We start from the raw sequence: 25359 nt of genomic DNA, 5'->3' as shown, positions 1-25359 counted from the left end.
ATGTTTGCCCAGGCCACGGAGCAGCGTCCGCCGGCGCACCGCTATCTTGATGTGGTGGGTGCCGCCAAATCCTTCAAAGGCACCGTGGTCATGGACAACATGAACTTTCGGGTGGCCAAAGGCGAGCTTGTCTCGCTTCTTGGCCCCTCGGGCTGCGGCAAGACCACATTGCTGCGCATCATCGCGGGCCTTCTGGAGGCAGATACCGGCGATATCATTTTGGGCGGGCGCAACGTGTCGTCGCTTCCCGCGCACAAGCGCAACATCTCTGTTGTGTTTCAAAACTACGCTTTGTTTCCACATCTGACCGTTGCCGAAAACGTAGCCTTTGGCCTGCGCGCACGCGGCATGTCAAAATCGGATGTCAAAGCACCCGTAGCCGAGGCTTTGGCACTTGTCCGCATGGACACCTTTGCGGATCGCCCGGTGTCAGCCCTGTCGGGTGGCCAGCAACAGCGCGTTGCCGTCGCGCGTGCGCTTGTCGTTTCACCAGATCTGTTGCTGCTTGATGAACCCTTTTCCGCGCTTGACCGAAAACTGCGTGAGACCATGCAGATCGAATTGAAGGCGCTGCTGCGCAGCCGGGGTATTACCGCAATTTTCGTCACCCATGATCAGGAAGAGGCGATGGGCGTCTCTGACCGGATCGCGGTCATGAACAGCGGTCGAATAGAACAATTCGCAGACCCTTCGACACTTTATGCGCAGCCTGCCTCACCTTTCGTCATGGATTTTGTGGGGCTATCAACACGACTGACGGGCCATGTCATCGCACAGGCCGATGGCATCGCCACAGTCAAAACGCACGTGGGCAAAGTGCGTGCAAATTCCCAGCTGGTGGTTGGAACACCAGTACAAGTGGGCGTGCGACCCGAACTGATCACACCCGATCCCAGCACAGAAATGAACCAGATCAAAGTGCAGCTGGATGATGTCATGACGCTCGGGTCCAAAACCGTGCTGCACGGGGTGACAACAGGCGCGGATAAATTCCTGTGTGAATTGCCCGGCATTCGGACTGGCTATGCACGTGGCGAAACCGTCACTTGGGGCTGGGCAGTCGCAGATACGCTGATCCATGAGGTGCCCGCATGATCGCACGTTCCAACCGGATCGCGCTTTTGGCTGTGCCGGGATTGGCGTTCTTGGCCATTATCTATGCGCTACCTCTTGTGATGCTTTTGTTCAAAAGCATTCAAGGCGCCGAAGGGCTGACCCTGGTCACCTACATCGACTTCTTCAGGGACGAATTCAACCAGACCGTCCTGTGGCGCACCTTGCGCGTGGCCCTTTTGACCACCCTTCTTGCATTGGTGATAGCCTACCCCACAGCCTTTGCGATGGCGCGCGCGAAAGGCATTTGGCTGACCGTCTTCATGGTGGCGCTTGTCCTGCCGATGTCGCTGGGTGTGATCGTCAAGGCCTTTGCCTGGTCGATCCTTTTCCGGTCGAACGGATTTCTAAATACCACATTGCAGGCTATCGGAATGACTGATGGGCCTGTCCGCATGCTGTTCACGGAAACAGCCCTGATTGTCGGCGCGGCGAACGTCTTTCTGCCTTTTATGGTGCTGCCGATCTATTCAGTGCTCCGCCAACTGAACAGCTCGCTTCCCGAAGCCGCCTCTTCCTTGGGCGCCACACCTTGGTTTCGGTTTACCCGCGTGACCTTGCCGCTGAGCCTGCCGGGCGTCGTTGCAGGATCGGCCTTCACATTCTCATTGGCAATTTCGATGTATGTGATCCCGTCCCTGATCGTCGGCGAACGACAGCAGACGTTATCAATGCTGATCGCCCGGTCATTCTTGTACCTGCGCAATGAACCACTCGGGTCTACGATTTCTGCGGTCCTGCTTGCGATTGCCATCTTCGTGGTCTTGTTCTCTAGCTGGCTTGCTGGCCGTTTGGGGGCGCGACAATGACCCAGACGGACCGCATCACGATCTTCTTTGCCTGGGCGGTTGGCATTGGATGCATCATTTTTCTGATGCTGCCCATCGTCATCACGGTTGCCACCTCTTTTACGTCATCGTCAGTCTACACCTTGCCACCGCCTGAATGGTCGCTGCGGTGGTACAGGTCGCTTGAGCGACGCAGCGGGCTGTGGGAGGCGGTGCAGCTTTCCCTCAACCTTGCCTTCATTTCGACAGCAATTTCGATGGTCTTAGGGACCATGGCCGCCATCGCCGTGGCCCGAGGCGAGTTTCGCGGCAAGCAAGCGATTGCGACTTTCACGGTCTCTCCGCTGATGATGCCCGGGCTTGTCGTGGGCGTGGCCATGCTCCAATTCTTCCGAGAGATCGGCCTGCGTGACGCCTATTGGTCGCTGCTGCTGGCGCATGTCGTGATCACCCTGCCCTTCGTGATGCGCACGCTGCTGGCATCAATGGGGGCATTCGATTTCTCGCTCATTGATGCCGCGCGCACACTTGGCATGAGCTATCCGCGCGCGATCCTCAAGGTGCTGATCCCAAACCTTGCACCCGCCTATCTGACCGGTGGTCTGTTCGCCTTTCTGGCGTCGATGGACAACTACCCGATCTCCATTTTTCTGACCGATGCCCGCAACAAGACGCTTCCCATCAAGATGCTGCAATATCTGGAAGAACAGCCAGACCCATCGCTTGCGGCGATGTCGTCTGGGCTGATCTTGATGGCGATTATCGTGCTGGTCGTGGCGTCGCGCACCGTTGGCCTGAACAGGATGATTGAAACATGACCGAACGCCGCGATTTCAAAGGTTATTTTGGCGCTGAACCGCCGCCCAACTGGCCACAGGGCGCGCGGCTTGCGGTATCGCTTGTCGTCAACGTGGAAGAAGGTGCCGAACTGTCCATCGCCGATGGCGACGAGCGCAATGAAAACACCTATGAAATCCGTGAAGAGGTCGTGGGATACCCCGACCCCTGCATGGAAACGCATTTCACCTATGGCACGCGTCAGGGCTATGCGCGCATCGCAAAGGCCTTTGAAACCTACGGTGCAAAGGCCACATTTTCCAGCTGCGGCCGCGCCGCCGAAAGATCGCCTTGGTTATTGCAAGATGTGGTGTCGCGCGGGCACGAAGTGTCCTGTCATGGATGGCGCTGGGAGCGGCAGGCCGAAATGGCGCGTGCGGACGAGGCGGCGATGATCGCGCGCACCCATGCGGCCATTGAAACGGCCTGCGGCGTCGCCCCTGTCGGGTGGCACACGCGCTCGGCACCATCAGTGAACACGCGCGATTTACTGCTCGAGCACGGCGGCTTTGCCTACGACAGCGATGTTTATGATGACGATATCCCCCGGATGCATGACGCGACCCACGTCATCCTGCCTTATGCATTCGACACCAATGACATGCGGTTTTCACCGGGCGGTGGCTTTGTTCAACACAGCGACTTTTCCAACTATGTGATCGGCGCATTCGACCGGCTTTACGCCGAGGGCGCCGGAGCGGTGCGGATCATGTCGATCGGCCTGCATTTGCGGCTGATTGGCAGACCGGGCCGGATCAAAGGGCTCGAAGATGTCCTCGCGCATATCACCGGCAAACCAGACGTTTGGATCGCGCCCAGACGCGAGATTGCCGCCCATTGGAAGGTGCATGCGCAATGATTTTGCACACAGCACGCCATTTCGGAAGCGTCAAATGCCGCACCAGCCCAGAGCTGTCAGATACCGGGGGCACCGTATGAGAATCCTTCTTCTGAACCCCAACACGACCCAAGCCATGACGGACAATATGGCTGCGATTGCCCGCGCCACCGTGGGTGACTTGGCAGAAATCATCCCCGTTACTGCAACCCGTGGATTTCCTTATATCGCAAGCCGCGCAGAGGCGCAGATCGCAGGTGGGATTGTCCTTGAGATGATCGCGGAACACGCCAGCACGGTTGATGCCGTCGTCATTGCGGCGTTCGGTGACCCCAGTCTGAAAGGGGCAAGAGACCTTTTCGACCTGCCCATTGTCGGAATGGCAGAAGCCGCTGTCATGACTGCGGCACTGCTTGGTGAAAGCTTTGCAGTTGTGACGTTTTCGCCGCTCATGACCCGGTGGTATGATGAATGCGTGCAAGCGACAGGCTTGGGAAATCGGTTCAAAGGGGTCCTTACCCCCGACATCACACCTGCCCGGCTGACGGACGTTCAGACAGATCTGGGCGCCGACATCATCACCATGGCGACAACGGCCGCCACACGTCATCATGCAGACGTCATCATCTTAGGTGGTGCCCCGTTGGCAGGGCTCGCACCCAAAATCGCATCACAAGTACCAGCAATCGTTATTGATCCTATCGCAGCCGCCGTTCTGCAAGCGATGACCCTTGTGCGAATGACGGCACATGCAGCCACGCCGCTGCGCGTGAACAAACCTGCGGCAAAGACATCCATTGGGCTCGCGGCACCGCTCGCTATGGCCATTCACCATGGGGGGGCCGCTTCGTGACTTACGATCTTATCATACGCGGCGCCCGCGTCGTTACGGGTGCAGAGGTTGTGGAATGTGACATCGGCATTCGAGAAGGGCGTATCAATGCGCTTGGACAGGATCTTGGCCCTGCTGACGAAGTGATTGATGCCACAGGCCTCATCGCCCTGCCTGGCGGGATCGACAGCCATGTGCATATTGCGCAACCCTCTGGTCCCGGCATCGAGATGGCGGATGATTTCGCCAGTGCGACGCGCTCTGCGGCTTGCGGCGGCAACACAACGGTCATGCCATTTTGTCTGCCTGAAGACGGCGTAACACTGCGGCAGGCGGTCAACGATTACCACGCCAAGGCCGACGGACAGTGCCATGTTGATGTGTCGTTTCACCTGATCATCAAGGATACGGATGCCCAGACCCTTGGTCAGGACCTACCTGCCCTGTTCGCGGCAGGCTACACCAGCTTCAAGGTTTTCATGACCTATGCCGGGCTGGCCCTGTCTGATCGGGAAATCCTTGACGTGATGGATGTGGCCAAAGCGCATAACGCAATGGTCATGGTCCACGCCGAGAACGAGGACGCCATCGAATTTCTGCGCGACAAGGCCGAGGCGTCAGGCAACACCGGACCAGTGCACCACGCGCGCACACGCCCCATCCCCGTGGAACGCGAAGCAACACATCGGGCGATTTCACTGGCAGAGATCGCGGGGGTTCCCTTGACGATTGTGCATGTCTCCAACGGTGCCGCATTGGAAGAAATCACGCGGGCGCGGCGACGTGGGCTCAAGGTTTTTGCCGAAACTTGTCCTCAGTACATCACTTTGACCGCAGATGATCTGGATCGCGCGGGCTTTGAAGGCGCGAAATATGTCTGCTCTCCGCCGCCACGCGACAGCGCGGAACAAGCCGCGATCTGGGCCGGGCTGGAACAAGGCGACTTTGATCTCTTTTCATCCGATCATTGTCCGTTTCGCTTTGCCGACAGCGCTGGCAAGGACGCACAAGGTGCGCGTGCCACATTCCGCAATATTCCCAACGGCATCCCCGGTGTCGAAACGCGCCTGCCGATCCTGTTTTCCGAAGGCGTGATGAAGGGCCGGATCACGCTGCCCCGCTTTGCAGCCATCACAGCGACAAACCATGCCCGCCTGTATGGGCTGGCCGCACGCAAAGGTGCCATCTGTGTTGGGGCCGATGCCGACATCGCCCTGTGGGATCCAAACCTGACCAAGCCGATCAGGCAGACGGACTTGCATCACGGATCCGATTACACGCCTTGGGAAGGGTTTGAGGTGACCGGTTGGCCGGTGCGCACGCTGCTGCGCGGACAGACAGTGGCCAAGGACGGCGAAATCGTGGGGGCCGCGACGGGCGACTATCTGTCCCGCTCCGCGCCGGAGTTCTTGATATGACTGTGTTTGAACGCCAGACGGGAAAGCGTGTGGGGATGCTCACACCCTCCTCCAACACAGTTCTTGAACCCTATACATCTGCCATGTTCGCCCCTTTCGGTGACGCCGCCTCGGCGCATTTCGGGCGGTTCCGGGTTGTTGAAATCTCGATGTCGGACGCCAGCCAAGGGCAATTCACCGACGCGCCGATCCTTGAAGCCGCCAGATCACTGGCCGAAGCCAAGGTCGATCTGATTGCGTGGAACGGCACATCGGCCAGTTGGCTGGGGCTGGAGAAAGACCGCGCCCTTTGCGCCATGATCGAAGCAGAAACCGGGATCAAGGCGACATCGACCAGTCTGGCCTATGACCATCTATTTCGCGGCATGGGGCTGAAATCGCTGGGTTTGGTCACCCCTTATCTGACCGAAGTTCAGGACCTGATTGTCGCACAATATGCGTCGCAAGGGATCGCCGTCAGCGCCGATGCGCGGTTGGAAGAAAAAGTGAACCATGCCTTTGGGACGTATTCAGCCGATCAGATCGCGGGGATGATCCGCGAGGTGGCCAAAAGCAAACCACAGGCCATTTCGATCCTTTGCACCAATTTCCGAGGCGCCCCTCAAGCGGCTGCACTTGAAGCCGAAACCGGCATCCCGATCCTCGATTCCGTATCCGTAACAGCCGCGCATTGCATGCGCGAAATGGGGCTTGATCCCGCCAGGGTGAACAATTGGGGATCCGTCTTCCAGCTCTTTTCCGACCTTCACTATCCTTCCCAACAAAGAGAGAAACAATGAAAACAACTCATATTATCAGCACCATTGCCCTTTTGTCGCTGGCTGTTCCAGCAAGCGCCGAAACCACCATGCGCGTTATGGGCCAACCGGCGGCGACCGGCCTTATCCAAAACAACGTCGAAGGCCCGTTCTTTGCTGACTTCGCCGCAAGCACTGGTCTGGATATCACGGCTGAATTCCAGCCTGCCGACATCACAGGCATCAAGGATACAGAGCAACTTCGCGTTCTAAAAAGTGGGCTGTTTGACATCATTTCGCTGCGACTAAGCCAGGTTTCCCGCGACGAGCCGACAATTCTGGGTCTGGATTTGGTCGGCCTGAACCCTGATTACGCAAGCGGCAGAGAAACCGTTGCGGCATTCCAGTCGGTCGTTGATGCGCGGCTTCAAGAACAGTTCAATACGAAATTGCTTGGCGTTTGGCCCTTTGGCCCGCAGGTCCTGTTCTGCGAACCAGAGATTTCATCGCTTGCAGACCTCAGCGGGCTGAAAGTGCGGGTCTACGATCAGAACCTTGCCAATTTCATCTCGCTGGTCGGTGGCACACCGGTTCCGCTGTCCTTTGGTGATGTGCAGCAATCGCTGGCGCGGGGCGTGGTTGATTGCGCGATCACCGGGCCATCGTCTGCCAACTCTGCTGGCTGGCCCGAGGTCACATCCTACATGATGCCCATCGCATTCCAGATGGCCATGAATGGCTATGGCATGAATTTGGACACTTGGAATGCCCTGTCTGCCGAAGATCAGGAAAAGATGCAGGCCGCCTTTGACACGCTGATCGAAGACATCTGGACCTATTCAGAAGAGCTGTTCGTGGATGCGGTGCAATGCAACGTGGGCCAGCAACCTTGCGAAACAGGCACGCTATATGACCTGACGCTGGTCGAAGTGAGCGACGCGGACAAGGCCCTGATCAGCACAGCCGTCACTGACGTGTCCTTCCCGGCCTGGAAGGAAATCTGTGACGCAACCAACCCTGCCTGCTCCTCTTCTTGGTTGGAAACGGTCGGTGTCGCGAAAGGTTACTAGGCGCTTGTCGGGGGCGGTTCATTTCGCCCCCAACCCTGCATCAACGTGAGGGACGGAAATGGAATTCATCGCCACATGGATAAGCCGATTGTTCGGTTGGTCGCTGTTGTTCTTGTCGTGCTTTGTTGCGCTCGAAACAGTGATGCGTAAGGTTTTCAATACCTCCTTGCAGGGCGCGGACGAGCTTGGCGGCTATATTCTGGCGTTCGGATCGTCGCTGGCCTTTGTCGTGACATTGGCAGAGCGGGCGCATATCCGTATCGATGTGCTGCACCGAAAATTCCCGATTTTCGTACAATCGCTGATCGACTGGCTTGCTGCATTGTCGATGGCAGTGCTGGGCTGTTTCCTGCTGTATGTGGGGTGGTTCGTCCTGAAGGATACGTTGGCCTACGGGTCCACGGCAGCAACCCCTTGGGCCACCCCGCTGATCTGGCCGCAAACGGCTTGGTACGGGGCGCTCGCGATTTTTTCGATCTCGGCAATTGCTCTGTCGGCGCGCGCAACCTGGCTGTTCTTCGCAGGTGACCACAGGACATTGGCCGCCGAATTCAATCCCAAAGGGGCCGCCGACGAACTCGTCGACGAGCTTCAGGAACTGGCGAAACGCAAAGGCAAACTCCAATGACGATTGCAGATATTGCCATCGGTTTTTCAGTGATGATGGGGCTGTTGCTGATCGGATTTCCCGTCGCGATTGTCATGGTCGCGATGGGCGTCGTGGGTGGCGTGCTGCTTTATGGTCCCGTCCTGCTAGAGAGCATGGGGCCGGTGTTATGGGGGGTGCAGAACGAAAATGTTCTGACCGCGATCCCGTTGTTCATTCTTCTGGGCGAATTGCTGTTGCGATCAGGGATCGCTGACCGCATGTACGGGACCTTGGCCATGTGGCTTGGTGGTCTTCCCGGCGGGCTGCTGCATACCAACATCGGGTGTTGTGCGCTGTTCGCCGCCACCTCGGGATCGTCGGTTGCTACGGCGGCGACGGTCGGAACCGTAGCCTTACCCTCGCTGAACGAGCGGAACTATTCGTCCTCGCGCGCGCTGGGGTCACTGGCCGCAGGCGGCACCTTGGGCATTCTGATCCCGCCCTCGGTCAACCTGCTGGTCTATGGATCGCTGGCGAATGTTTCTGTCGGCCAGTTGTTCATCGCAGGGATCATCCCGGGCATCTTGCTGACGCTTTCCTTCATGATCCTGATTGCGCTCCAGCATTATTGGAAACCCGATGATGTGTCCAAACCGCTGCAGGTCAGCCGCGCAGAGCGGATCCACGCGCTGCGTCACCTGATACCACCAGCGGTCGTCTTCGCGATCATCATGGGGTCGATCTACATGGGGATCGCCACGCCCACCGAAAGCGCCGCCCTTGCCGTGATTGCAGCACTTGTTTTCGTGTGGCGCGAAGGACGGTTGAGCCTGTCTTTCCTTGACGTCTGCTTTCGCCAGACTGCCAAGACGACGGGTATGATCCTGCTGATCATCGCCGCCGCTTTCACGCTGAATGTCACTCTGGCGCTTGGTGGCATTACCAACGCGATGAGCTCCTGGGTCGGTGGTTTGGGGCTGACATCGACGGCTTTGCTCTTCGCGCTCATGTTGTTTTACCTGATCCTGGGCATGTTCATGGATGTGCTTTCGATGCAGGTTCTGACAATTCCCGTTGTCGTGCCCATCATTATCGCGGCAGGGATTGACCCGATCTGGTTTGGTATCTTCGTGGTGTTGATGAGCGAGCTTGGCATGATCACCCCACCCGTCGGCATGAACCTTTATGTGGTCCAAGGTGTGCGCAGCGACAAAGGCCCCTTTATGGATGTCATCGTCGGCGCATTGCCCTATGCCGCAATCATGTTGCTTTTCGCAACCATGCTGATCTTTTTGCCAAGCATTGTCATGTGGCTGCCCAGCAGCCTTGCCCGATGAGTATCTGGCAAACAGATGTAACTGCATTGCTTGCCGCATATGCGACTGGTCAGGTGACACCTGTGCAGGCCGTTGAAGCGATGCTGGCGCGGATAGCGATGTTGAACTCCACTTTGAACGCCTATACCGCGATGAACGACTTGGGCCTGTCAGAAGCGGTCGCCGCGACGGCGCGATGGCGGGCAGGCGCGCCGAATGGCCCGCTGGACGGCGTGCCTTTGATCATCAAGGACAACCTTGTCACCGCAGGTATGCCGGCTGCTTGGGGCAATGCACATTTGGCCCGCCAGATTGCCACCCATGACGAGGCACCGATTGCCCGGCTCCGAGCGGCTGGGGCGATCTTTTTGGGCAAAGGTAACACGCCAGAGTTCGCCATCGAAGGCTACACCGATAACCTGACCTTTGGCGTGACGCGCAACCCTTTCGACCCCGCGTTAACGCCAGGCGGATCGTCCGGTGGCGTCGTGGCGGCAGTTGCGGCAGGGCTTGCGTTTGCAGGGATCGGAACCGATGGTGGCGGTTCAATCCGCAGACCTGCCGGATATACCGGCCTTTTCGGGCTGAAACCCGGGATTGGACATGTGCCACGCGCCGGTGGCCTTGCTCAGGTCTTGCTGGATTTCGAAGTCGTCGGACCAATTGCGCGCAGTGCGCGCGATCTTACGCTGCTCGACACCGTGCTTTCGGGCGGCCCCAACAAGGCCCCGTCTGAGCGCCCGCTTAGCATTCTCGCCATCGCAACACTGGGTGACGCGCCTTGCGACCCCACAATTCGCGCCGCATTCACCGCGACATGTGACCGGATGTCTGCACTGGGCCACGCGGTTGTCAAAGGTTCGATGCCGCTGGACATTGGCCAACTGAACGCAGTTTGGACCGACATCGGGGCAATCGGACTTGCCGCCTACCTTGAGGATCACCCGGAAGTCCGCGTCAGTGCCAATCCCAAATATATTGCGATCGCCAAAACCGGTGCCAAGAAATCGGGGGCTGATCTATATCGTATCCTCGATCTCGTTTTCAAACTGCGCCACGAGACTGCGGAACTTTTTCAGCAATATGATGCGATCCTGATGCCGACCGCAGCCGCAAACCCTTGGCCTGCGGCAGAACCATTTCCCGACACCATTGATGGACAAAGCGTCGGACCCAGAGGGCACGCAATCTATACCGGATGGATCAACGCAGCAGGCCTGCCCGCGGTTGCCTTCCCTGCCCCAACCGCAGGTCTGCCAATTGGCATGCAACTGATCGGTCCCATGGGGTCCGAAAGCTCTATCGTTGCGGTTGCCGGCGCCTGTGCCGCCGCGTTCGCTTGGCCTGCCATTGCCAAAGACCCAAATGATTGAAAGCGCCATCCATTGCTCCAGAACAGGAACGAAACGACCGGGGTGGCACAAATGAACCGCCACACTTCAAGGCCAATCCACGGGGTTAGCGCATGAGCCGGGTGGTCCGCACCGCCGCGGCCCAGATGGGTCCGATCTCTCGCGATGAAACACGCGCCTCAGCCGCCGAACGGATGGTTGCGTTGCTTGATCAAGCCGCACGGCAAGGTGCAAACCTTGTGGTGTTTCCCGAACTTGCCCTGACCAGCTTTTTCCCGCGATGGTTCATGCCAGATCAAGCCGACGTCGATGCATTCTTCGAAACCGAAATGCCAAACGCCGCCACTGAAACTTTGTTTGCGCGGGCGCGCGCCCTTGGGATCGCATTTTCATTTGGCTATGCAGAGATGTGTCAGCACGATGGCAAGCTGCACCGCTATAATACCGCCATTCTTGTCGATGGTGCAGGGCAGATCGTTGACCGCTACCGCAAGGTTCATCTGCCCGGACATCCCGAACACGAGCCTTGGCGCCCGTTTCAGCATCTTGAAAAGCGCTATTTTGACCCCAGTCCCTTTGGTTTTCATGCGGTTGATACTTTGGGCGGCAAGATTGGTCAGGCCATCTGCAATGACAGGCGCTGGCCCGAAACCTATCGCGAATTGGCCCTTGCCGGAGCCGAGATGGTCTTGATTGGCTACAACACGCCGCGCCACTACCCACCCGCTCCCAAGCACGACCACCTTCAGGATTTCCACAATCACCTAAGCCTTCAGGCCGGGGCCTACGCCAATGGGATGTGGGTCATTGGTGTGGCCAAGGCAGGGATCGAGGAAGGGTGCGACCTTATCGGTGGCTCTGCCATCGTCGCGCCAACCGGCGAGATTGTCGTGCAAGCCCAGACTTTGGGAGACGAGATCATCGTGGCCGACTGCGACCTCGACCGCTGCGCCGAGATCCGCGCAAATATCTTCGATTTTGCAAAACACCGCAGACCCGAAGCCTACACACGGATTGCGGCAAAAGACGCACCCGCAAAAGGCTAGCCAACAGGCCTGCCCCTTCAGCGAATTGATTCCTTGCGCATGGTCGAAACGTCACAAGATGCGTCCTGCCACGCGCTGAACCAGATTAATGACCATGCGGTATACGCCTAAAAACGCATCATAGCTGAATAAGCCGCTCCTTTATTGGTCGGTATAAAGGCATTCGCACCGTTCGGTTTTCGATCTTTGCCCATAGAATGGAATGCCATTGAGGTTTCGCGCAACGTACCGATCAGGGGGCGAAGGATAACTGCCCTGAATTGACATGGAGTTGTGAGATGAAACATTTCAAGAAAGGGGTCGCGACGCTACTGGTTGCTGCGTCCCTGTGTGCCCAAGGTGCATGGGCGCAAGGCACTTTGCGTGTCGGCATGACGGCCGCAGATATTCCGCTGACCACAGGGCAGACTGACCAAGGTGGCGAAGGCATGCGGTTCATGGGCTATACGGTTTATGATTCACTGATCGAATGGGATTTGACCAGTGCAGACAAGCCGTCGGCCCTGATCCCGGGGCTGGCGACCGCATGGTCCGTCGATGACGCGGACAAAACCAAATGGACCTTCACCCTGCGCGAGGGCGTCACATACCACGATGGCAGCCCCTTTACCGCAGCCGACGTCGTCTGGAACTTTGACAAGCTGCTTGATGAGACCTCCGAGCAATACGATTCCCGTCAGGCAGCCCAAGGCAAGTCGCGTATTCCTGCGGTCGCAAGCTATACTGCCATCGACGACTACACCTTGGAGATCATCACCAAGACACCTGACGCGACTTTGCCATATCAACTTGCATGGATCTTGATATCCTCGCCCGCCCAGTTTGAAGCTGTCGGCAAGGACTGGGAAGCCTTTGCAGCGAGCCCCTCTGGCACGGGCCCGTGGAAATTGGAAACCTTCGTGCCACGCGAACGGGCTGAACTGGTGCCGAACACCGCCTATTGGGATGAAACCCGTATTCCCAAGCTCGACAAAATGGTGCTGATCCCACTGCCAGAACCAAACGCGCGTGCAGCCGCATTGCTCTCTGGCCAAGTTGATTGGATCGAGGCCCCCGCACCTGACACCATTCCGGCGATGACCGGCAATGGGTTTGTGATCTCCTCAAACGCATATCCACACAACTGGACATGGCATCTGTCGCGCACCGAAGGATCACCCTGGAACGATATCCGTGTGCGCCAGGCCGCGAACCTGGCCGTGGACCGTGAAGGCATGAGCGCGCTTCTGGGTGGGCTGATGATCCCTGCAAAGGGTTTCCTGCCGCCATCCTCCCAGTGGTTCGGCACCCCAACCTTTGACGTTCGCTATGACCCCGAAGCGGCAAAAGCCTTGCTGGCAGAGGCCGGTTACAGTCTGGAAAACCCGCTCAAGGTCAAGGCGCTGATTTCGCCCTCGGGCTCTGGCCAGATGCTGCCGCTGCCGATGAACGAATACCTCCAGCAAAACCTTGCCCAAGTCGGCATCGACGTCGAATTCGTCGTCGTGGAGTGGAACCAGATGATCAACCTGTGGCGCGCAGGTGCCGAAGACCCGTCGGTCGAGGGTGCCATGTCGATCAACTTTACCTACTTCATCCAGGATCCCTTCACCGGCCTCATCCGTCACCTGTCATGTGATCTGATTGCCCCGAACGGCACCAACTGGGGCCATTACTGTGATCCAGAAATGCAGGGGCTGTTCGACCAGATCAAGAACACCTTTGATGCTGAAGAGCAGGACGCGGTAATGCGTGCAACACACGAAAAATACGTGAATGACGCGCTGTTTCTGATGGTGACGCATGACGTGGCCCCACGGGCGCTGGCACCAAACGTAAAGGGCTTTGTGCAGGCGCAGAACTGGTACCAGAACTTTTCGTCAATCACGATGGAATGATGCCAAGAACCCCGCGCCATGCATGTCATGGCGCGGGACTTAATTTATCTGAGGACCGCCACCGTGTTCACCTATTTTCTTCGCCGCGTGATCTTGATGCTGCCTGTGGCCTTTGGAGTGTCAGTCATTTGTTTCATGCTGGTCCAGATCGCGCCGGGTGATCCACTGACGGCGATCATGCCGGTTGACGCCACTGCGGATGAACAAGCCGCGATGCGGGCTATCTATGGCCTCGATAAGCCGCTGCCGGTGCAATATGCCATCTGGATCGGAAACCTGTTTCAGGGTGACATGGGCAAGAGCATTGCCACCGGTCGGCCCGTCGCGGACGAAGTTTTTGGAGCAGTGCAGAATTCATTGCTTTTGGCCTTCAGCGCCGCTGTGATTGCGTTTCCAATCGGTATTTTTCTTGGATTTCTCGCGGGTTATTTCCGCGATACCCTGCTGGATCGCGCCGTCACGGCGATTTCAATCGCAGGCGTATCGGTCCCCAATTATTGGCTGGGCATCGTGCTGGTCATCATCTTTTCGGTAAACCTTGGCTGGCTGCCCTCGATGGGCGCAGGCCCCGGCGGGTCGCAGGATTGGGCGTGGGATTGGCTGCATATGCGCCATCTGGTCCTGCCTGCAGTCACTTTGGCGGTCGTTCCAATCGGTATCGTCGCCCGAACGGTGCGCGCATTGGCGGGCGATCTTTTGACCCAGGACTTTGTGACCGCCCTATACGCCAAAGGGATGAGCCGCGGCGATGTATTGCGCCACGTCGCACGCAACGCCGCCGCCACAGCGCTGTCGGTCATGGGTTTGCAGCTGGGCTATCTGCTGGGTGGGTCGATCCTGATTGAGACCGTGTTCAACTGGCCCGGTTCCGGCTTTTTGTTGTCCAATGCGATCTTCCAGCGCGATTTACCGCTCTTGCAGGGCACGATCCTTGTCCTTGCGCTTTTCTTTGTTGCGATGAACCTGATCGTCGATGTGGCCCAAGCCGCCATTGACCCGCGTATCAAGAGGAGCTGAGCAGATGGCTTTGATAGAGACGCATGGTCTGGAAGACCCTATCTCGGAGGCTGGCAAAGGCTATTGGTCCGGCGTCGGATCGCGCTTGATCCGCGATCCGGTTACGATGATTTGCCTTGGCGTCATTCTGCTTTTGATCCTCTCGGCTGTCTTCGCACCCTATCTGGGTCTTGCTGATCCTTACACCGGATCAATGATCAAGCGGCTGGCCCCGATCGGGACCGAAGGGCATATCCTTGGGACCGACGAACAAGGCCGCGACATGCTGGCGCGGCTGATTTATGGCGGCAGACTGACACTGTTTATCGGTCTGATGCCTGTTGTGCTGGCGTTCTTTATCGGTGGCGCATTGGGGATTGTCGCTGGCTACTTGGGTGGCTGGGTCAATACTGTGATCATGCGCACTGTAGACGTGTTTTTTGCCTTTCCGTCCGTGCTGCTGGCAATCGCGATTTCGGGGGCGCTAGGCGCGGGGATCTTGAACAGCCTTGTTTCGCTCACCATTGTTTTTATCCCGCCCATCACACGGGTCGCAGAAGCGGTGACGTCTGGCGTACGTTCGCTGGACTATATCGACGCAGCCCGCGCATCGGGCGCGAATGCACTGACCGTGATCCGGGTGCATGTGATCGGCAACGTGCTGTCACCCATCTTTGTCTATGCCACCTCGCTGACCAGCGTCTGCATGATCCTTGCCGCAGGCCTTAGCTTTCTGGGGATCGGCGTGCGCCCGCCCGAACCTGAATGGGGGCTGATGCTGAACACATTGCGGTCCGCCATCTATATCAACCCGTGGCTGTCTGCCTTGCCCGGTTTGATGATCTTTATCACCTCGCTTTGCCTGAACCTGCTTAGCGACGGCGTCAGGAGTGCAATGAATGTCAAAGACTGAAACCTTGGCAGATACCCAACCAGATAAGGGCGGGCCGGCCCAACCCCTTTTGATCGTGCGCAATTTGCAGAAATACTTCCCTGTTCGCGGTGGCATTTTTGGCGGCAAAAAGGCCGTGGTGCAGGCTGTGGACGGCGTATCGTTTGAAGTCAAAAAGGGTGAAACCCTTGGCATCGTGGGCGAGTCTGGCTGTGGAAAATCCACGACCGCGCGCTTGCTGATTGGCCTGCTTGATAAAGACAAAGGTGAGATCATCTATGATGGCCAAGACCTTGGTGGCACCTTGTCCCTGCGCGAATTGCGGCGCGGCGTGCAAATGGTGTTTCAAGACAGCTATGCTTCGCTGAACCCGCGCCTGACGATTGAAGCCTCGATAGCCTTTGGCGCGCGCATTCAGGGACTGTCCGACCCGGTCGGGCGCGCACGAAAACTGATGGAGCGTGTAGGCCTGGCGCCCGATCGCTTTGCCCAACGCTATCCGCACGAGGTATCCGGCGGACAGCGTCAGCGGATCAACATCGCCCGCGCGCTGGCCATGTCGCCCCGATTGGTGGTGCTGGATGAGGCTGTGTCGGCACTTGATAAATCGGTCGAAGCACAAGTGCTCAACCTGTTGGCTGACTTGCGCCGCGAATTTGGTTTGACCTATATTTTTATCAGCCACGACCTGAACGTGGTCCGCTACATTTCGGACCGTATCCTTGTGATGTATCTGGGTGAAGTGGTCGAGATTGCCCCGGTCGATGATATCTGGACCTCGCAAGCGCACCCTTATACCCGGTCGCTGTTTTCTGCGATGCCGTCGATGGACCCCGACAACCGCACGAAAGAACCGCCACTGGCCGGTGATCCGCCCAACCCGATCAACCCGCCCTCTGGCTGTCGGTTCCATACGCGGTGCCGATTTTCCGAAGACGTGTGCAAAGCCAAAGTACCCCTATTGCACCCCTTGACGGCCGGGTCCGATCACTTGGCGGCTTGTCACCTGCACGACATCAGCTCTGGTCACAGCAAGGCGGGAAAGGACGTGTTCGAATGACCGAGAACCTTGTCGATATCCGCAATTTGAACGTCCGCTTCAGCGGTGCCCGCACCGTGCATGCGATCAATGACCTGACACTGACGCTCAAGCAGGGCGAAACCATGGCCCTGCTGGGCGAAAGCGGATCAGGCAAGTCCGTGACATTGAAAACCCTGCTGCGGCTGCTGCCCCCCAAGCGCAGCCATATCGACGGCAATATCGTCGTGAACGGTGTTGATGTCCTCACGCTGTCGGGCAAGAAACTTCAAGCCTACCGCGGCGAAGAAGTCTCCATGGTCTTTCAAGAACCCGGCCTTGCGCTGGACCCGGTCTATACCGTGGGCGACCAGATCGCTGAATCCGTGATGCGCCACAAAGGCGTGCGCAAAGACGAGGCGCTTTCAACAGCCTTGGACATGCTGCGACGGGTGCGGATTCCATCGCCCGAGCGACGGTTGCACAACTATCCGCATGAACTGTCGGGGGGGATGTTACAGCGGGTCATGATCGCGCTGGCGCTGGCCTGCCGTCCAAGGCTGCTTTTGGCGGATGAGCCAACGACTGCGCTTGATGCGACGGTGCAGATCCAGATCCTGTTGTTACTGCGCGACCTGCAAAAAGAATTTGGCATGGGCGTGATCTTTGTGACGCATGACATCGGCGTGGCCGTCGAAGTGTCCGAACGCATCGCGGTCATGTACGCGGGACAAATCGTTGAAGAAGGCACCACCCGCGAGATCATCAAAGACCCGCGCCATCCCTATACCCGCGGCCTCTTGGCGGCGAACCTGCATGATGCAGCGCGCGGCGCACGCTTGAACGCGATCCCCGGCGCGCCGCCGCCCTTGGACACGCGTCCAGATGCCTGTTCTTTTGCGCCGCGCTGCCCGCTTGCTGAACCGCAGTGTCTTGCGGCACTGCCCCCGGTTCATTCGCCAAACGACCGCCGCCGCGTGGCCTGTATCCACCCCAATGCGCCCATCTTGGCGGAGTAGATTGTGCTGATCGACAAAGACCCCTTCAACTGTTTCATGCCGTATGAGGCAATTCGCGTGGCCCATGCCGCCGATGGCCCTCTTGCGGGCCTCACGCTGGCCGTGAAAGATATCTTTGACGTCGCAGGCTATCGCACCGGTTCGGGCTGTCCAACACGGCTTGCGCAAAGCCCTGTCGCACGCAAAACCGCCTCTGCGGCCCAGCGGCTGTTAGATGCGGGCGCTCAGTTTGTCGGAAAGACCCATACTGATGAACTTGCTTGGTCGATGTACGGGATGAATGCGCATTTCGGCACACCTGTGAACCCTGCTGCCCCCGACCGCATTCCCGGCGGGTCATCATCGGGGTCGGCAGTTGCGGTCGCAGGCGGACTTGCCGATATTGCCATCGGATCAGATACCGGCGGATCAGTGCGCGCGCCAGCCAGCTTTTGCGGGATTTGGGGACTGCGTCCAACGCATGGACGGGTCTGTCTGGACGGTGTTCAGCCGCTCGCGCCAAGCTATGACGCTGTTGGCCTTTTCGCGCGCGATGGCGCGACACTTGCCCGCGCTGCCGATGCGCTGCTCGGCCCGGATACAGCCGCTTTACCGCCAAACCCTGTGCTGCTGCGCCCGACAGATATGATCGCGCAACTGGCCGCGGAGCAACAGGCGATATACGTCAGCGTCTTTGGAGCCTTGCAAGCCCAAGACGTCGAAGTTTTTCCGCAAGGGGTAGCTGCTGTATATGACATTTTCCTGACCACGATCAGCGGCGATGCCAAAGCCGCAATCGTGCCATGGATCAAAGCGTCAGGGATGCCCTTGGTGCGCGGCATTCATGGGCGGGTGGCCGCAGCAGAACAGCTTGCAGAGGCGCAGATCGCCGATGCGCGAAAGGCGCGGGCCAACTATGCCGCAAAAATTGTGGCACTTCTGGGTGACACCGGCGTGCTGCTCGCTCCCGTCGTACCAGAGGCTCCGTTTCGCTTGGACGCGCCTATCGAGGTGTTCGACACCTACCGCCACGACGCTATGCGTCTTTTGTGCGTGGCAGGGCTTGTCGGGCTACCTCAGGTGACTTTCCCCGCAGGCAGTATCGACGGCGCGCCTTTCGGGCTTTCTCTGATCGGGCCACGCGGGTCGGATTTATCGCTGATTGCGCTGGCTAATGCGCTGGCAAAAGGAACCACGACATGAGTTGCCCCATCGAAGCGCAGCTAGGCAAACTGGGCCTTGCGCTGCCACCATCGGCCCCATCGCGGGCTTTGTTTCTGCCCGGCAAGATCACCGGCAATCTATTGTTCCTGTCCGGTCAAATCTGTGAATGGGAAGGCGTGCCAAAATACTTTGGCCCCATTGGCACCGGGTTCGACACCGCCATTGGGCAACAAGCCGCACAAATGTGCGCGCTGAACCTTCTATTCTCGATACGTGCTGTCGCCGGGTCCCTGACGAAAGTCAGCCAGATCGTGCGGGTTGGTGGTTTTGTTGCCGCAGACCCCGGCTATCCGGATGGACCACAAATCGTGAACGGCGCATCGCAGCTTTTCATCGACCTTTGGGGCGATGCCGGACGGCACGCGCGCACTGCTGTCAACGTAGCGTCTTTGCCAGCCAATGCATTGGTCGAAGTGGAAGCCGTGGTTGAACTCAATTGACGCGACAGCCAAGGCAACCAGTCCTTTTGATGAACCCCAATAGCAATCGCGCGACGACCCGCGAGATGGCTGCAATCGCGAGCACGATCCTGCCAGACGTACAGGGCTGGACTGCGCCAGACGGACCAGGGTTGCTGACCTCGATGACGCTTCTTGATGCAGCGGCTGCACATGTGGCTGCGGCAGAGATTCCAGATGCTGTGGGCGGGATCATTGTGTGCGCGTTTGGTGATCCCGGACGCGCGGCTTTGGCGGCGCGACTGGATATTCCTGTCATCGGAATAGGCGAGTCTGCGGCGATTGCCGCGGCCTCTGGCGGCCGACGTTATGCCGTGGTCACCCATACGCCAGGGCTGGTGTCCGGAATTGACATGCTCATGCGCACCGCCGCCCCAAGCGGCGCCTATCTGGGGACTTTTCTAACAGATGGCGACCCCGTGATACTGTCCGCAGATGAGGACGCACTCGATGCAGCTTTATTAGCCGCGACGCACAGGGCACACTCGGCGGGTGCACAGGCGGTCATCATAGGCGGCGGACCTTTAGGGCAATCTGCCGAACGCTTACGCCCACTTGCACCTTGCGATCTTATCGCACCAATTCCAGAGGCAGCGCGCCGGATGCTGCGCATCATGGAGGAATGGCAATGAAACATCTTGATGCTTTCGCAGATGCGCTGATCGAGGCCCATCAGTCGGGCAACCGCTGTGCGCCTGATGGCCCTGCCCCCAAAACAAATGCCGAGGCATATTACATTCAAGCGCGGGTGTCCGCTGCACTGGGGCCTATCGCCGGTTTCAAGGCGGCACTCAAGCCTGGGCAAGAGCCGATCATGTCGCCGATCGTACCCGGTTTCGTTTTCGCATCTGGTGCGACCGTGGCGATAGGCGATGTCATGGGGGTTGAATTGGAAGTGGGCTGGAAGATCGTTGCGCCATTGCCTGACCAATCAGCCGACGATTTTGAAGCCAAACTCTGCCGTAGCGTTCGGCCGGTGCCAGTGATCGAACTGGTGAACAGCCGGTTGCGCGCCCCCCTCGCAGAAGACCCGATTGCCAAGCTCGCAGACTTTCAGATCAATCACGGGCTGATCATCGGGGCGACGATGGGCGACTGGGACGGACGTGACATTGGTAATATCAAAGCCCGGATGCAGGCTGGGGATAATATTATGTTGGATGGTCCTGCTGATGTACCGGGTGGGTCCGCATTTTCCACCCTGAAGATGCTTTTGGCAAAGATCGGGACACATTGTGGCGGGCTGCAGGTTGGCCAAATCGTGATTACAGGATCACTTCATCCGCTGACGTATATTGATGTTCCCTGCGAAGTGCATGGGCAGATCGACGGCCTTGGAGCCATTTCTGTCAGGTTGAATTGATCACTCGGGCGAAAGCCTGCTTAGGTTGACGGGTCATAGGCAGCTATACTCGCCCACACATTACCGCATAGCTGAAGGACATTGGACTGGTTACAGCCCACCGCTGCGTTGGCCGATTGATGTGCCAGAACGGCATATCCGTGGCCAGAACCCGCACACACAAGGTGACGACCATTGCCCCGCAGGCGATTGCAAAGTAATCTGCCCAGAGTGGACAGTGATCATAAGTTCAATATCGCGTCGAACCTGCTGGATCATGACGTCATGGCAGAAGCGCCAAACCAGAACTAGGCGGGTGATATCAGCTCTGTTTGGACCCGTGAGGACTGGCTTTACTTGGCTGTGATCCCGGGCTTGCATTGCCGTCGTATCGTCGGCTGTGCGGTCGGCTCTGGGTACCGAAAACAGCTCTCATCGTCACTTGGCGAATATATGAGCTTCACTGCAGCCGTTTTTCATGGCGCTCTTCGAATACATCAACGGCTTGTACAATCCACGCCGTCCGCACGCAGCACTGGGTTGGAAAAGCCGTGTCGCCTTCGAACGAAAGTGGCTTAAACGAGCACTTGGAGCGGCACGAATACGTGACAGGACCATTGAGGTTCCAATGACTGGACGCCTTGGGCTGAGAAACAACTGAAAGGCTGGCACCTCATGGACCACGATCACCCTCACGCGGCACCCGAAATGCAGGCGGGAGCAGAGACGGCCAAGGATCCGGTCTGCGGGATGACTGTCGCGGTCAAGCCCGACGGGCGGCACGCGGAGTTTGAGGGCGAGACCTTCCATTTCTGCTCCGAGAAATGCCAGACAAAGTTCAAGGCCGACCCGTGGCACTACGCGTCCGGCCGCGCGGCAGGGGTGAAGAAGACAGCGCCCGCGCATGCCCAGTACACATGCCCCATGCACCCCGAGATCATCCGTGACGCGCCCGGAGCCTGCCCGCTCTGCGGCATGGCGCTGGAGCCGATGCTTCCGTCGGATGAACCTAGTGAGGAGCTGACCGACTTCACCCGCCGGATGTGGATTTCTGCAGCGGCGGCGGTGCCGCTGATCGTGCTGACCATGGGCGGGCTGGTCGGCCTGCCGGTGCGCGATTGGATCGGGCATCAGACCGCAAGCTATCTGGAATTTGTTCTGGCCACACCCATCGTGCTTTGGGCGGCATGGCCGTTTTTCAAGCGGGGCTGGGATTCAGTCGTGAACCGATCGCCCAATATGTGGACGCTGATCAGCCTTGGGGTGTCGGCGGCCTATCTCTATTCGATCTTCGCAACGTTCCTGCCGGGACTGTTCCCAGACCAGTATCGCATGGGCGCGGGCGTCGGCACATACTTTGAGGCGTCGGTGGTGATCGTGGCGCTGGTCTTTGTTGGCCAGGTGCTGGAACTTCGCGCCCGCGAACGTACCGGAGACGCGATCCGCGCGCTTCTTGACCTCGCGCCCAAGACCGCGCGGCGGATTCTGCCGGACGGCACGGAATACGATGCACCGCTGGAAAATATCATGGAGGGCGACCGGCTGCGCGTGCGCCCCGGCGATGCCGTCCCCGTGGACGCAACGGTGATCGAGGGGCGTTCCAGCCTGGATGAAAGCATGCTGACCGGCGAGGCGATGCCTGTCGAAAAAGGTCCCGGCGATGCTGTGACCGGTGCTACGATCAACAAGAACGGCGCGTTGGTAATCGAAGCGGGCAAGGTCGGTGCAGACACTGTGTTGGCGCAGATCGTGACGATGGTGTCGAACGCGAGGCGGTCGCGTGCGCCAATCCAAGGACTGGCTGACCGCGTGTCAGCGGTTTTCGTGCCAACCGTGGTAGGCACTGCGATCTTCGCCTTTGTCGTCTGGATGATCTTCGGGCCGGACCCCGCGCTTGTCTTTGCCATCGCTTCAGCCGTCTCGGTGGTGATCATCGCATGTCCTTGCGCGCTCGGGCTGGCCACGCCGATCTCGATCACCACGGCGGCGGGACGCGGCGCGCAGGCGGGGGTGTTGATCAAGGACGCCGAGGCGCTGGAACGCATGGCGTCTGTTGACACGCTGATCGTCGACAAGACCGGCACGCTGACGATGGGCAAGCCCACGCTGACTGACAAGGTGACGCTGGGCGATGTAACTAAGGCGGAGTTGTTGTCGCTGGCCGCAGCACTTGAACGTGGGTCCGAACATCCTCTGGCCGAAGCCATCGTTGAAGGGGCCGAAGCGGCAGGCGCCGCAAGGCAAGAGGCCACCGAGTTCGAGGCCGTCACCGGCAAGGGTGTGCGCGGACAGATCGACGGGCACGCTGTCACCCTTGGCAACACGGCGATGATGCAAGAGATCGGCCTGGACACGGGTGCTGCCGAAGAAAAGGCCGATGCTTTGCGCGCCGAGGGCAAGACGGCGATGTTCGTCGCGGTCGATGGGGCGCTGGCAGGCATCGTGGCAGTAGCCGACCCGATCAAGGACAGCACGGCTCAGGCGATCAAGGCACTCCACGCCCAGGGGCTGCGCGTCATCATGGCGACGGGCGACAACGAACGCACAGCAAAGGCTGTGGCCGAAAGGCTGGGCATTGATGAGGTCCGCGCAGGTGTTCTACCGGAAGACAAGAAAAAGCTGATCGACCAGTTGCGCAAGGATGGCCACAAGATTGCGATGGCAGGTGATGGGGTGAACGACGCCCCCGCGCTGGCCGCTGCGGATGTTGGCATTGCCATGGGCACCGGTGCTGACGTGGCGATGGAAAGCGCAGGCATCACCCTGCTCGGCGGCGACCTGATGGGGATCGTGCGGGCGCGCAAACTTGCCCGCGCGACGTTGCGCAACATCAAACAAAATCTGTTCTTCGCCTTCGCCTACAACAGCCTTGGAATCCCGATCGCTGCTGGACTGCTCTACCCTGTGACCGGCCTGCTGCTCTCGCCCATGATCGCGGCGGCGGCGATGAGCCTCTCGTCCGTCTCGGTTATCTCGAATGCATTGCGTCTGCGACGTGTTGACCTTTAACTGCGTCAAAAGGAGAAACGCATGAATACATTCCATATTCCCGACATGAGCTGCGGCCACTGTAAGACGATCGTCGAAAAAGCTATCAAAGGCCTCGATCCCGAAGCCCAAATCAATTTCGACATGGAAACACGGCGGATCGCGCTGGGGAGCGTCGTGGACACTGCAATAGTGCAAGCCGCCCTTGCCGAAGCAGGCTATCCAGCCACCCCAATCTGAGGTTTTGGCCTGTTCAAGATCAGAAGCGGCCTGCGCTGATTAGATCTAGGTATGGCTTGAAAACACGACAATGCTGCCATCGCGCAGCACAAGCAGCGTATCAAAAGCGTCGCGCCGATTGTCCATTTCCATACCCGGCGATCCAATTGGCATTCCGGGCACGGTCAGGCCAATCGCATCGGGTCTCTCTGTCAGAAGCCGCTGGATATCCGCTGCTGGAACGTGGCCTTCGATGACATAGCCGTCAATGAACCCTGTATGACATGAACTCAGCTCAGGGGTGATCCCCGCCTTGTCTTTGGCCGCCCACAAGACCTCTTGCGACACGTCCTGGGTTTCAACGACCAGTCCCGCATCCTCGATATGCGCCACCCAGGCCGAACAACATCCACAGGTTGGCGACTTGAGAACCTGCATCTTGGCTACAGCCGCACGCACCGGCAAAGCCAAAACGGCAGCGCTGGAGGCGGTGATCAAAAAATCTCTACGTTTCATGTGCCTATTCCTAAGTCTGTTGGGGTTGCGTGTTTCGGTGTCAAAAATGCACTTGCCACCTGCGATTTGCTTGGACATTTGACGCGGCTGGGGCGTGTTCAAGGCATCTGTCGTGATTAATATGGTGCGGATCAGTGTCGCCTACCGCAAGCGATTTCAGCGACTGCGCCTCGCGCCTAGGCAGGCTGCGTTGCGTAAGCGGGGTCAAAGCGTTTCCCGCTGCCATCGGTGGTCGCGTAGACCAGCGCCTTCAGGCAAATCGAGATCCATATGACGAGATCGGCAGAGGCCAGCGTGTTGAAGACGACGTGTTCAGTGGTGATTTCAAAGCTGAGCGTTCTTTGCATAGGGTGCCCGTCGCCCGCCAGCCGCCTTGCTTGCGTCCACAACCGGTCCAGTGTGGTATTCAAACGCCAAGACCCACCCGAGGGTGGGTGTTAAGGTAATGATATTATGTGTGATTTGGTTGCGGGAGTAGGATTTGAACCTACGACCTTCAGGTTATGAGCCTGACGAGCTACCGGGCTGCTCCATCCCGCGCCAATGTTTGGCGCACCTATTTTGGTAGGTGCATCGTAAGAGAGATACCCTTGGAGTGTTCCAAGGAGGCGTTGTTTATTAGGTTTGGCAGTGACTTACTCTCCCACGTCTTAAGACGCAGTACCATCAGCGCTGCGGCACTTAACTGCCGAGTTCGGGATGGGATCGGGTGTTTTGCTCGCGCTATGACCACCAAACCAAAAAAACAACGCCAGCGATGTGCCTTTTGAGGGGCACACCGTTATGTTCCAAGTCATGTACGACTGTAGTTTTGTGTATGTATCCTGATTTTCGCCAGTCTTACTATTACTGGATCAAATCAAGCCTATCGGGCAATTAGTACCAGTCAACTGAA

The 25359-nt window shown here is 58.4% G+C and carries 25 protein-coding genes, 1 tRNA gene, 1 rRNA gene and 1 pseudogene; 24 read left to right on the top strand and 4 right to left on the bottom strand.

The genetic code is table 11. From position 1 onward, the window contains the following. From SKA53_RS00140 to SKA53_RS00030, 24 genes and pseudogenes are all read left to right on the top strand, one after another. The gene (locus tag SKA53_RS00140; RefSeq protein WP_007203986.1) at positions 1–1095 is read left to right on the top strand and encodes an ABC transporter ATP-binding protein; all 1095 of its coding nucleotides are present in this window, start codon (positions 1–3) and stop codon (positions 1093–1095) included. Beyond that, positions 1092–1922 carry an ABC transporter permease gene (locus SKA53_RS00135; RefSeq protein ID WP_007203985.1) on the top strand — a complete coding sequence of 277 codons (831 nt, stop codon included), beginning with the start codon at positions 1092–1094 and terminating at the stop codon, positions 1920–1922. The genes SKA53_RS00140 and SKA53_RS00135 overlap by 4 nt, the downstream gene beginning before the upstream one ends. Next, positions 1919–2719 carry an ABC transporter permease gene (locus tag SKA53_RS00130; protein ID WP_007203984.1) on the top strand — a complete coding sequence of 267 codons (801 nt, stop codon included), beginning with the start codon at positions 1919–1921 and terminating at the stop codon, positions 2717–2719. Before SKA53_RS00135 ends, SKA53_RS00130 begins: the two co-directional genes overlap by 4 nt. After that, positions 2716–3597: a polysaccharide deacetylase family protein gene (locus SKA53_RS00125; protein WP_007203983.1), complete on the top strand. Its 882-nt coding sequence runs from the start codon at positions 2716–2718 to the stop codon at positions 3595–3597. The genes SKA53_RS00130 and SKA53_RS00125 overlap by 4 nt, the downstream gene beginning before the upstream one ends. Further along, entirely contained in the window at positions 3587–4429 is an 843-nt protein-coding gene (locus SKA53_RS00120) for an aspartate/glutamate racemase family protein (RefSeq protein ID WP_242601222.1), read from the top strand. The genes SKA53_RS00125 and SKA53_RS00120 overlap by 11 nt, the downstream gene beginning before the upstream one ends. Then, positions 4426–5826: a dihydropyrimidinase gene (gene hydA, locus SKA53_RS00115; RefSeq protein WP_007203981.1), complete on the top strand. Its 1401-nt coding sequence runs from the start codon at positions 4426–4428 to the stop codon at positions 5824–5826. Before SKA53_RS00120 ends, hydA begins: the two co-directional genes overlap by 4 nt. Further along, the gene (locus tag SKA53_RS00110) at positions 5823–6605 is read left to right on the top strand and encodes a maleate cis-trans isomerase family protein (protein WP_007203980.1); all 783 of its coding nucleotides are present in this window, start codon (positions 5823–5825) and stop codon (positions 6603–6605) included. Before hydA ends, SKA53_RS00110 begins: the two co-directional genes overlap by 4 nt. Beyond that, positions 6602–7633: a TRAP transporter substrate-binding protein gene (locus tag SKA53_RS00105; protein ID WP_007203979.1), complete on the top strand. Its 1032-nt coding sequence runs from the start codon at positions 6602–6604 to the stop codon at positions 7631–7633. Before SKA53_RS00110 ends, SKA53_RS00105 begins: the two co-directional genes overlap by 4 nt. A gap of 58 nt (positions 7634–7691) precedes the next feature. Beyond that, positions 7692–8261, top strand: coding sequence for a TRAP transporter small permease subunit (locus tag SKA53_RS00100; protein WP_007203978.1), 570 nt, complete (start codon positions 7692–7694; stop codon positions 8259–8261). Then, on the top strand, positions 8258–9559 hold the full coding sequence (locus SKA53_RS00095; RefSeq protein ID WP_007203977.1) for a TRAP transporter large permease: 1302 nt from the start codon (positions 8258–8260) through the stop codon (positions 9557–9559). The genes SKA53_RS00100 and SKA53_RS00095 overlap by 4 nt, the downstream gene beginning before the upstream one ends. Beyond that, positions 9556–10911 carry an amidase gene (locus SKA53_RS00090; protein WP_007203976.1) on the top strand — a complete coding sequence of 452 codons (1356 nt, stop codon included), beginning with the start codon at positions 9556–9558 and terminating at the stop codon, positions 10909–10911. Before SKA53_RS00095 ends, SKA53_RS00090 begins: the two co-directional genes overlap by 4 nt. Positions 10912–11003: 92 nt before the next feature. Continuing rightward, a complete protein-coding gene (locus SKA53_RS00085; RefSeq protein WP_007203975.1) occupies positions 11004–11936 on the top strand; it encodes an N-carbamoyl-D-amino-acid hydrolase in 933 nt (310 codons plus the stop codon). Between the two features lie 278 nt (positions 11937–12214). After that, entirely contained in the window at positions 12215–13813 is a 1599-nt protein-coding gene (locus SKA53_RS00080; protein WP_007203974.1) for an ABC transporter substrate-binding protein, read from the top strand. 18 nt (positions 13814–13831) lie between these two features. Then, positions 13832–14830, top strand: coding sequence for an ABC transporter permease (locus tag SKA53_RS00075; RefSeq protein WP_007203973.1), 999 nt, complete (start codon positions 13832–13834; stop codon positions 14828–14830). 4 nt (positions 14831–14834) lie between these two features. Continuing rightward, positions 14835–15722 carry an ABC transporter permease gene (locus tag SKA53_RS00070; RefSeq protein ID WP_007203972.1) on the top strand — a complete coding sequence of 296 codons (888 nt, stop codon included), beginning with the start codon at positions 14835–14837 and terminating at the stop codon, positions 15720–15722. Further along, complete coding sequence (locus tag SKA53_RS00065) at positions 15709–16761, top strand: ABC transporter ATP-binding protein (RefSeq protein ID WP_007203971.1); 1053 nt, start codon at positions 15709–15711, stop codon at positions 16759–16761. The genes SKA53_RS00070 and SKA53_RS00065 overlap by 14 nt, the downstream gene beginning before the upstream one ends. Beyond that, complete coding sequence (locus SKA53_RS00060; protein WP_007203970.1) at positions 16758–17738, top strand: ABC transporter ATP-binding protein; 981 nt, start codon at positions 16758–16760, stop codon at positions 17736–17738. Before SKA53_RS00065 ends, SKA53_RS00060 begins: the two co-directional genes overlap by 4 nt. 3 nt (positions 17739–17741) lie before the next feature. Continuing rightward, a complete protein-coding gene (locus SKA53_RS00055; protein WP_007203969.1) occupies positions 17742–18920 on the top strand; it encodes an amidase in 1179 nt (392 codons plus the stop codon). After that, positions 18917–19381 carry a RidA family protein gene (locus tag SKA53_RS00050; protein ID WP_007203968.1) on the top strand — a complete coding sequence of 155 codons (465 nt, stop codon included), beginning with the start codon at positions 18917–18919 and terminating at the stop codon, positions 19379–19381. The genes SKA53_RS00055 and SKA53_RS00050 overlap by 4 nt, the downstream gene beginning before the upstream one ends. A gap of 29 nt (positions 19382–19410) precedes the next feature. Further along, positions 19411–20031 (top strand): aspartate/glutamate racemase family protein, encoded by a 621-nt coding sequence (locus SKA53_RS00045; protein WP_007203967.1) that lies wholly within the window; start codon positions 19411–19413, stop codon positions 20029–20031. After that, positions 20028–20762 carry a hypothetical protein gene (locus tag SKA53_RS00040; RefSeq protein ID WP_007203966.1) on the top strand — a complete coding sequence of 245 codons (735 nt, stop codon included), beginning with the start codon at positions 20028–20030 and terminating at the stop codon, positions 20760–20762. The genes SKA53_RS00045 and SKA53_RS00040 overlap by 4 nt, the downstream gene beginning before the upstream one ends. A 35-nt stretch (positions 20763–20797) precedes the next feature. Next, a pseudogene (locus tag SKA53_RS15675) lies at positions 20798–21312 on the top strand (IS3 family transposase); the annotation flags it as partial. 104 nt (positions 21313–21416) lie between these two features. Then, positions 21417–23750: a heavy metal translocating P-type ATPase gene (locus tag SKA53_RS00035; protein ID WP_007203965.1), complete on the top strand. Its 2334-nt coding sequence runs from the start codon at positions 21417–21419 to the stop codon at positions 23748–23750. A gap of 21 nt (positions 23751–23771) precedes the next feature. Next, entirely contained in the window at positions 23772–23969 is a 198-nt protein-coding gene (locus SKA53_RS00030; RefSeq protein WP_007203964.1) for a heavy-metal-associated domain-containing protein, read from the top strand. A gap of 45 nt (positions 23970–24014) precedes the next feature. On the opposite strand, the gene SKA53_RS00025 is transcribed toward SKA53_RS00030, so the two are convergent. The 4 genes from SKA53_RS00025 to rrf form a co-directional block, all read right to left on the bottom strand. After that, positions 24015–24464 carry a DUF411 domain-containing protein gene (locus SKA53_RS00025; protein ID WP_007203963.1) on the bottom strand — a complete coding sequence of 150 codons (450 nt, stop codon included), beginning with the start codon at positions 24462–24464 and terminating at the stop codon, positions 24015–24017. Positions 24465–24640: 176 nt separating this feature from the next. Then, positions 24641–24874 (bottom strand): hypothetical protein, encoded by a 234-nt coding sequence (locus SKA53_RS15360; RefSeq protein WP_131494558.1) that lies wholly within the window; start codon positions 24872–24874, stop codon positions 24641–24643. Between the two features lie 53 nt (positions 24875–24927). Continuing rightward, a tRNA-Met gene (locus SKA53_RS00020) sits at positions 24928–25004 on the bottom strand. An 82-nt stretch (positions 25005–25086) separates the two neighbouring features. Next, positions 25087–25201, bottom strand: a 5S ribosomal RNA gene (rrf, locus tag SKA53_RS00015). Positions 25202–25359 lie beyond the last annotated feature (158 nt).

The sequence above is a fragment of the Yoonia vestfoldensis SKA53 genome (assembly GCF_000152785.1).
Classification (GTDB): domain Bacteria; phylum Pseudomonadota; class Alphaproteobacteria; order Rhodobacterales; family Rhodobacteraceae; genus Yoonia; species Yoonia vestfoldensis_A.
This window is presented reverse-complemented; position numbering and strand designations above follow the sequence as displayed.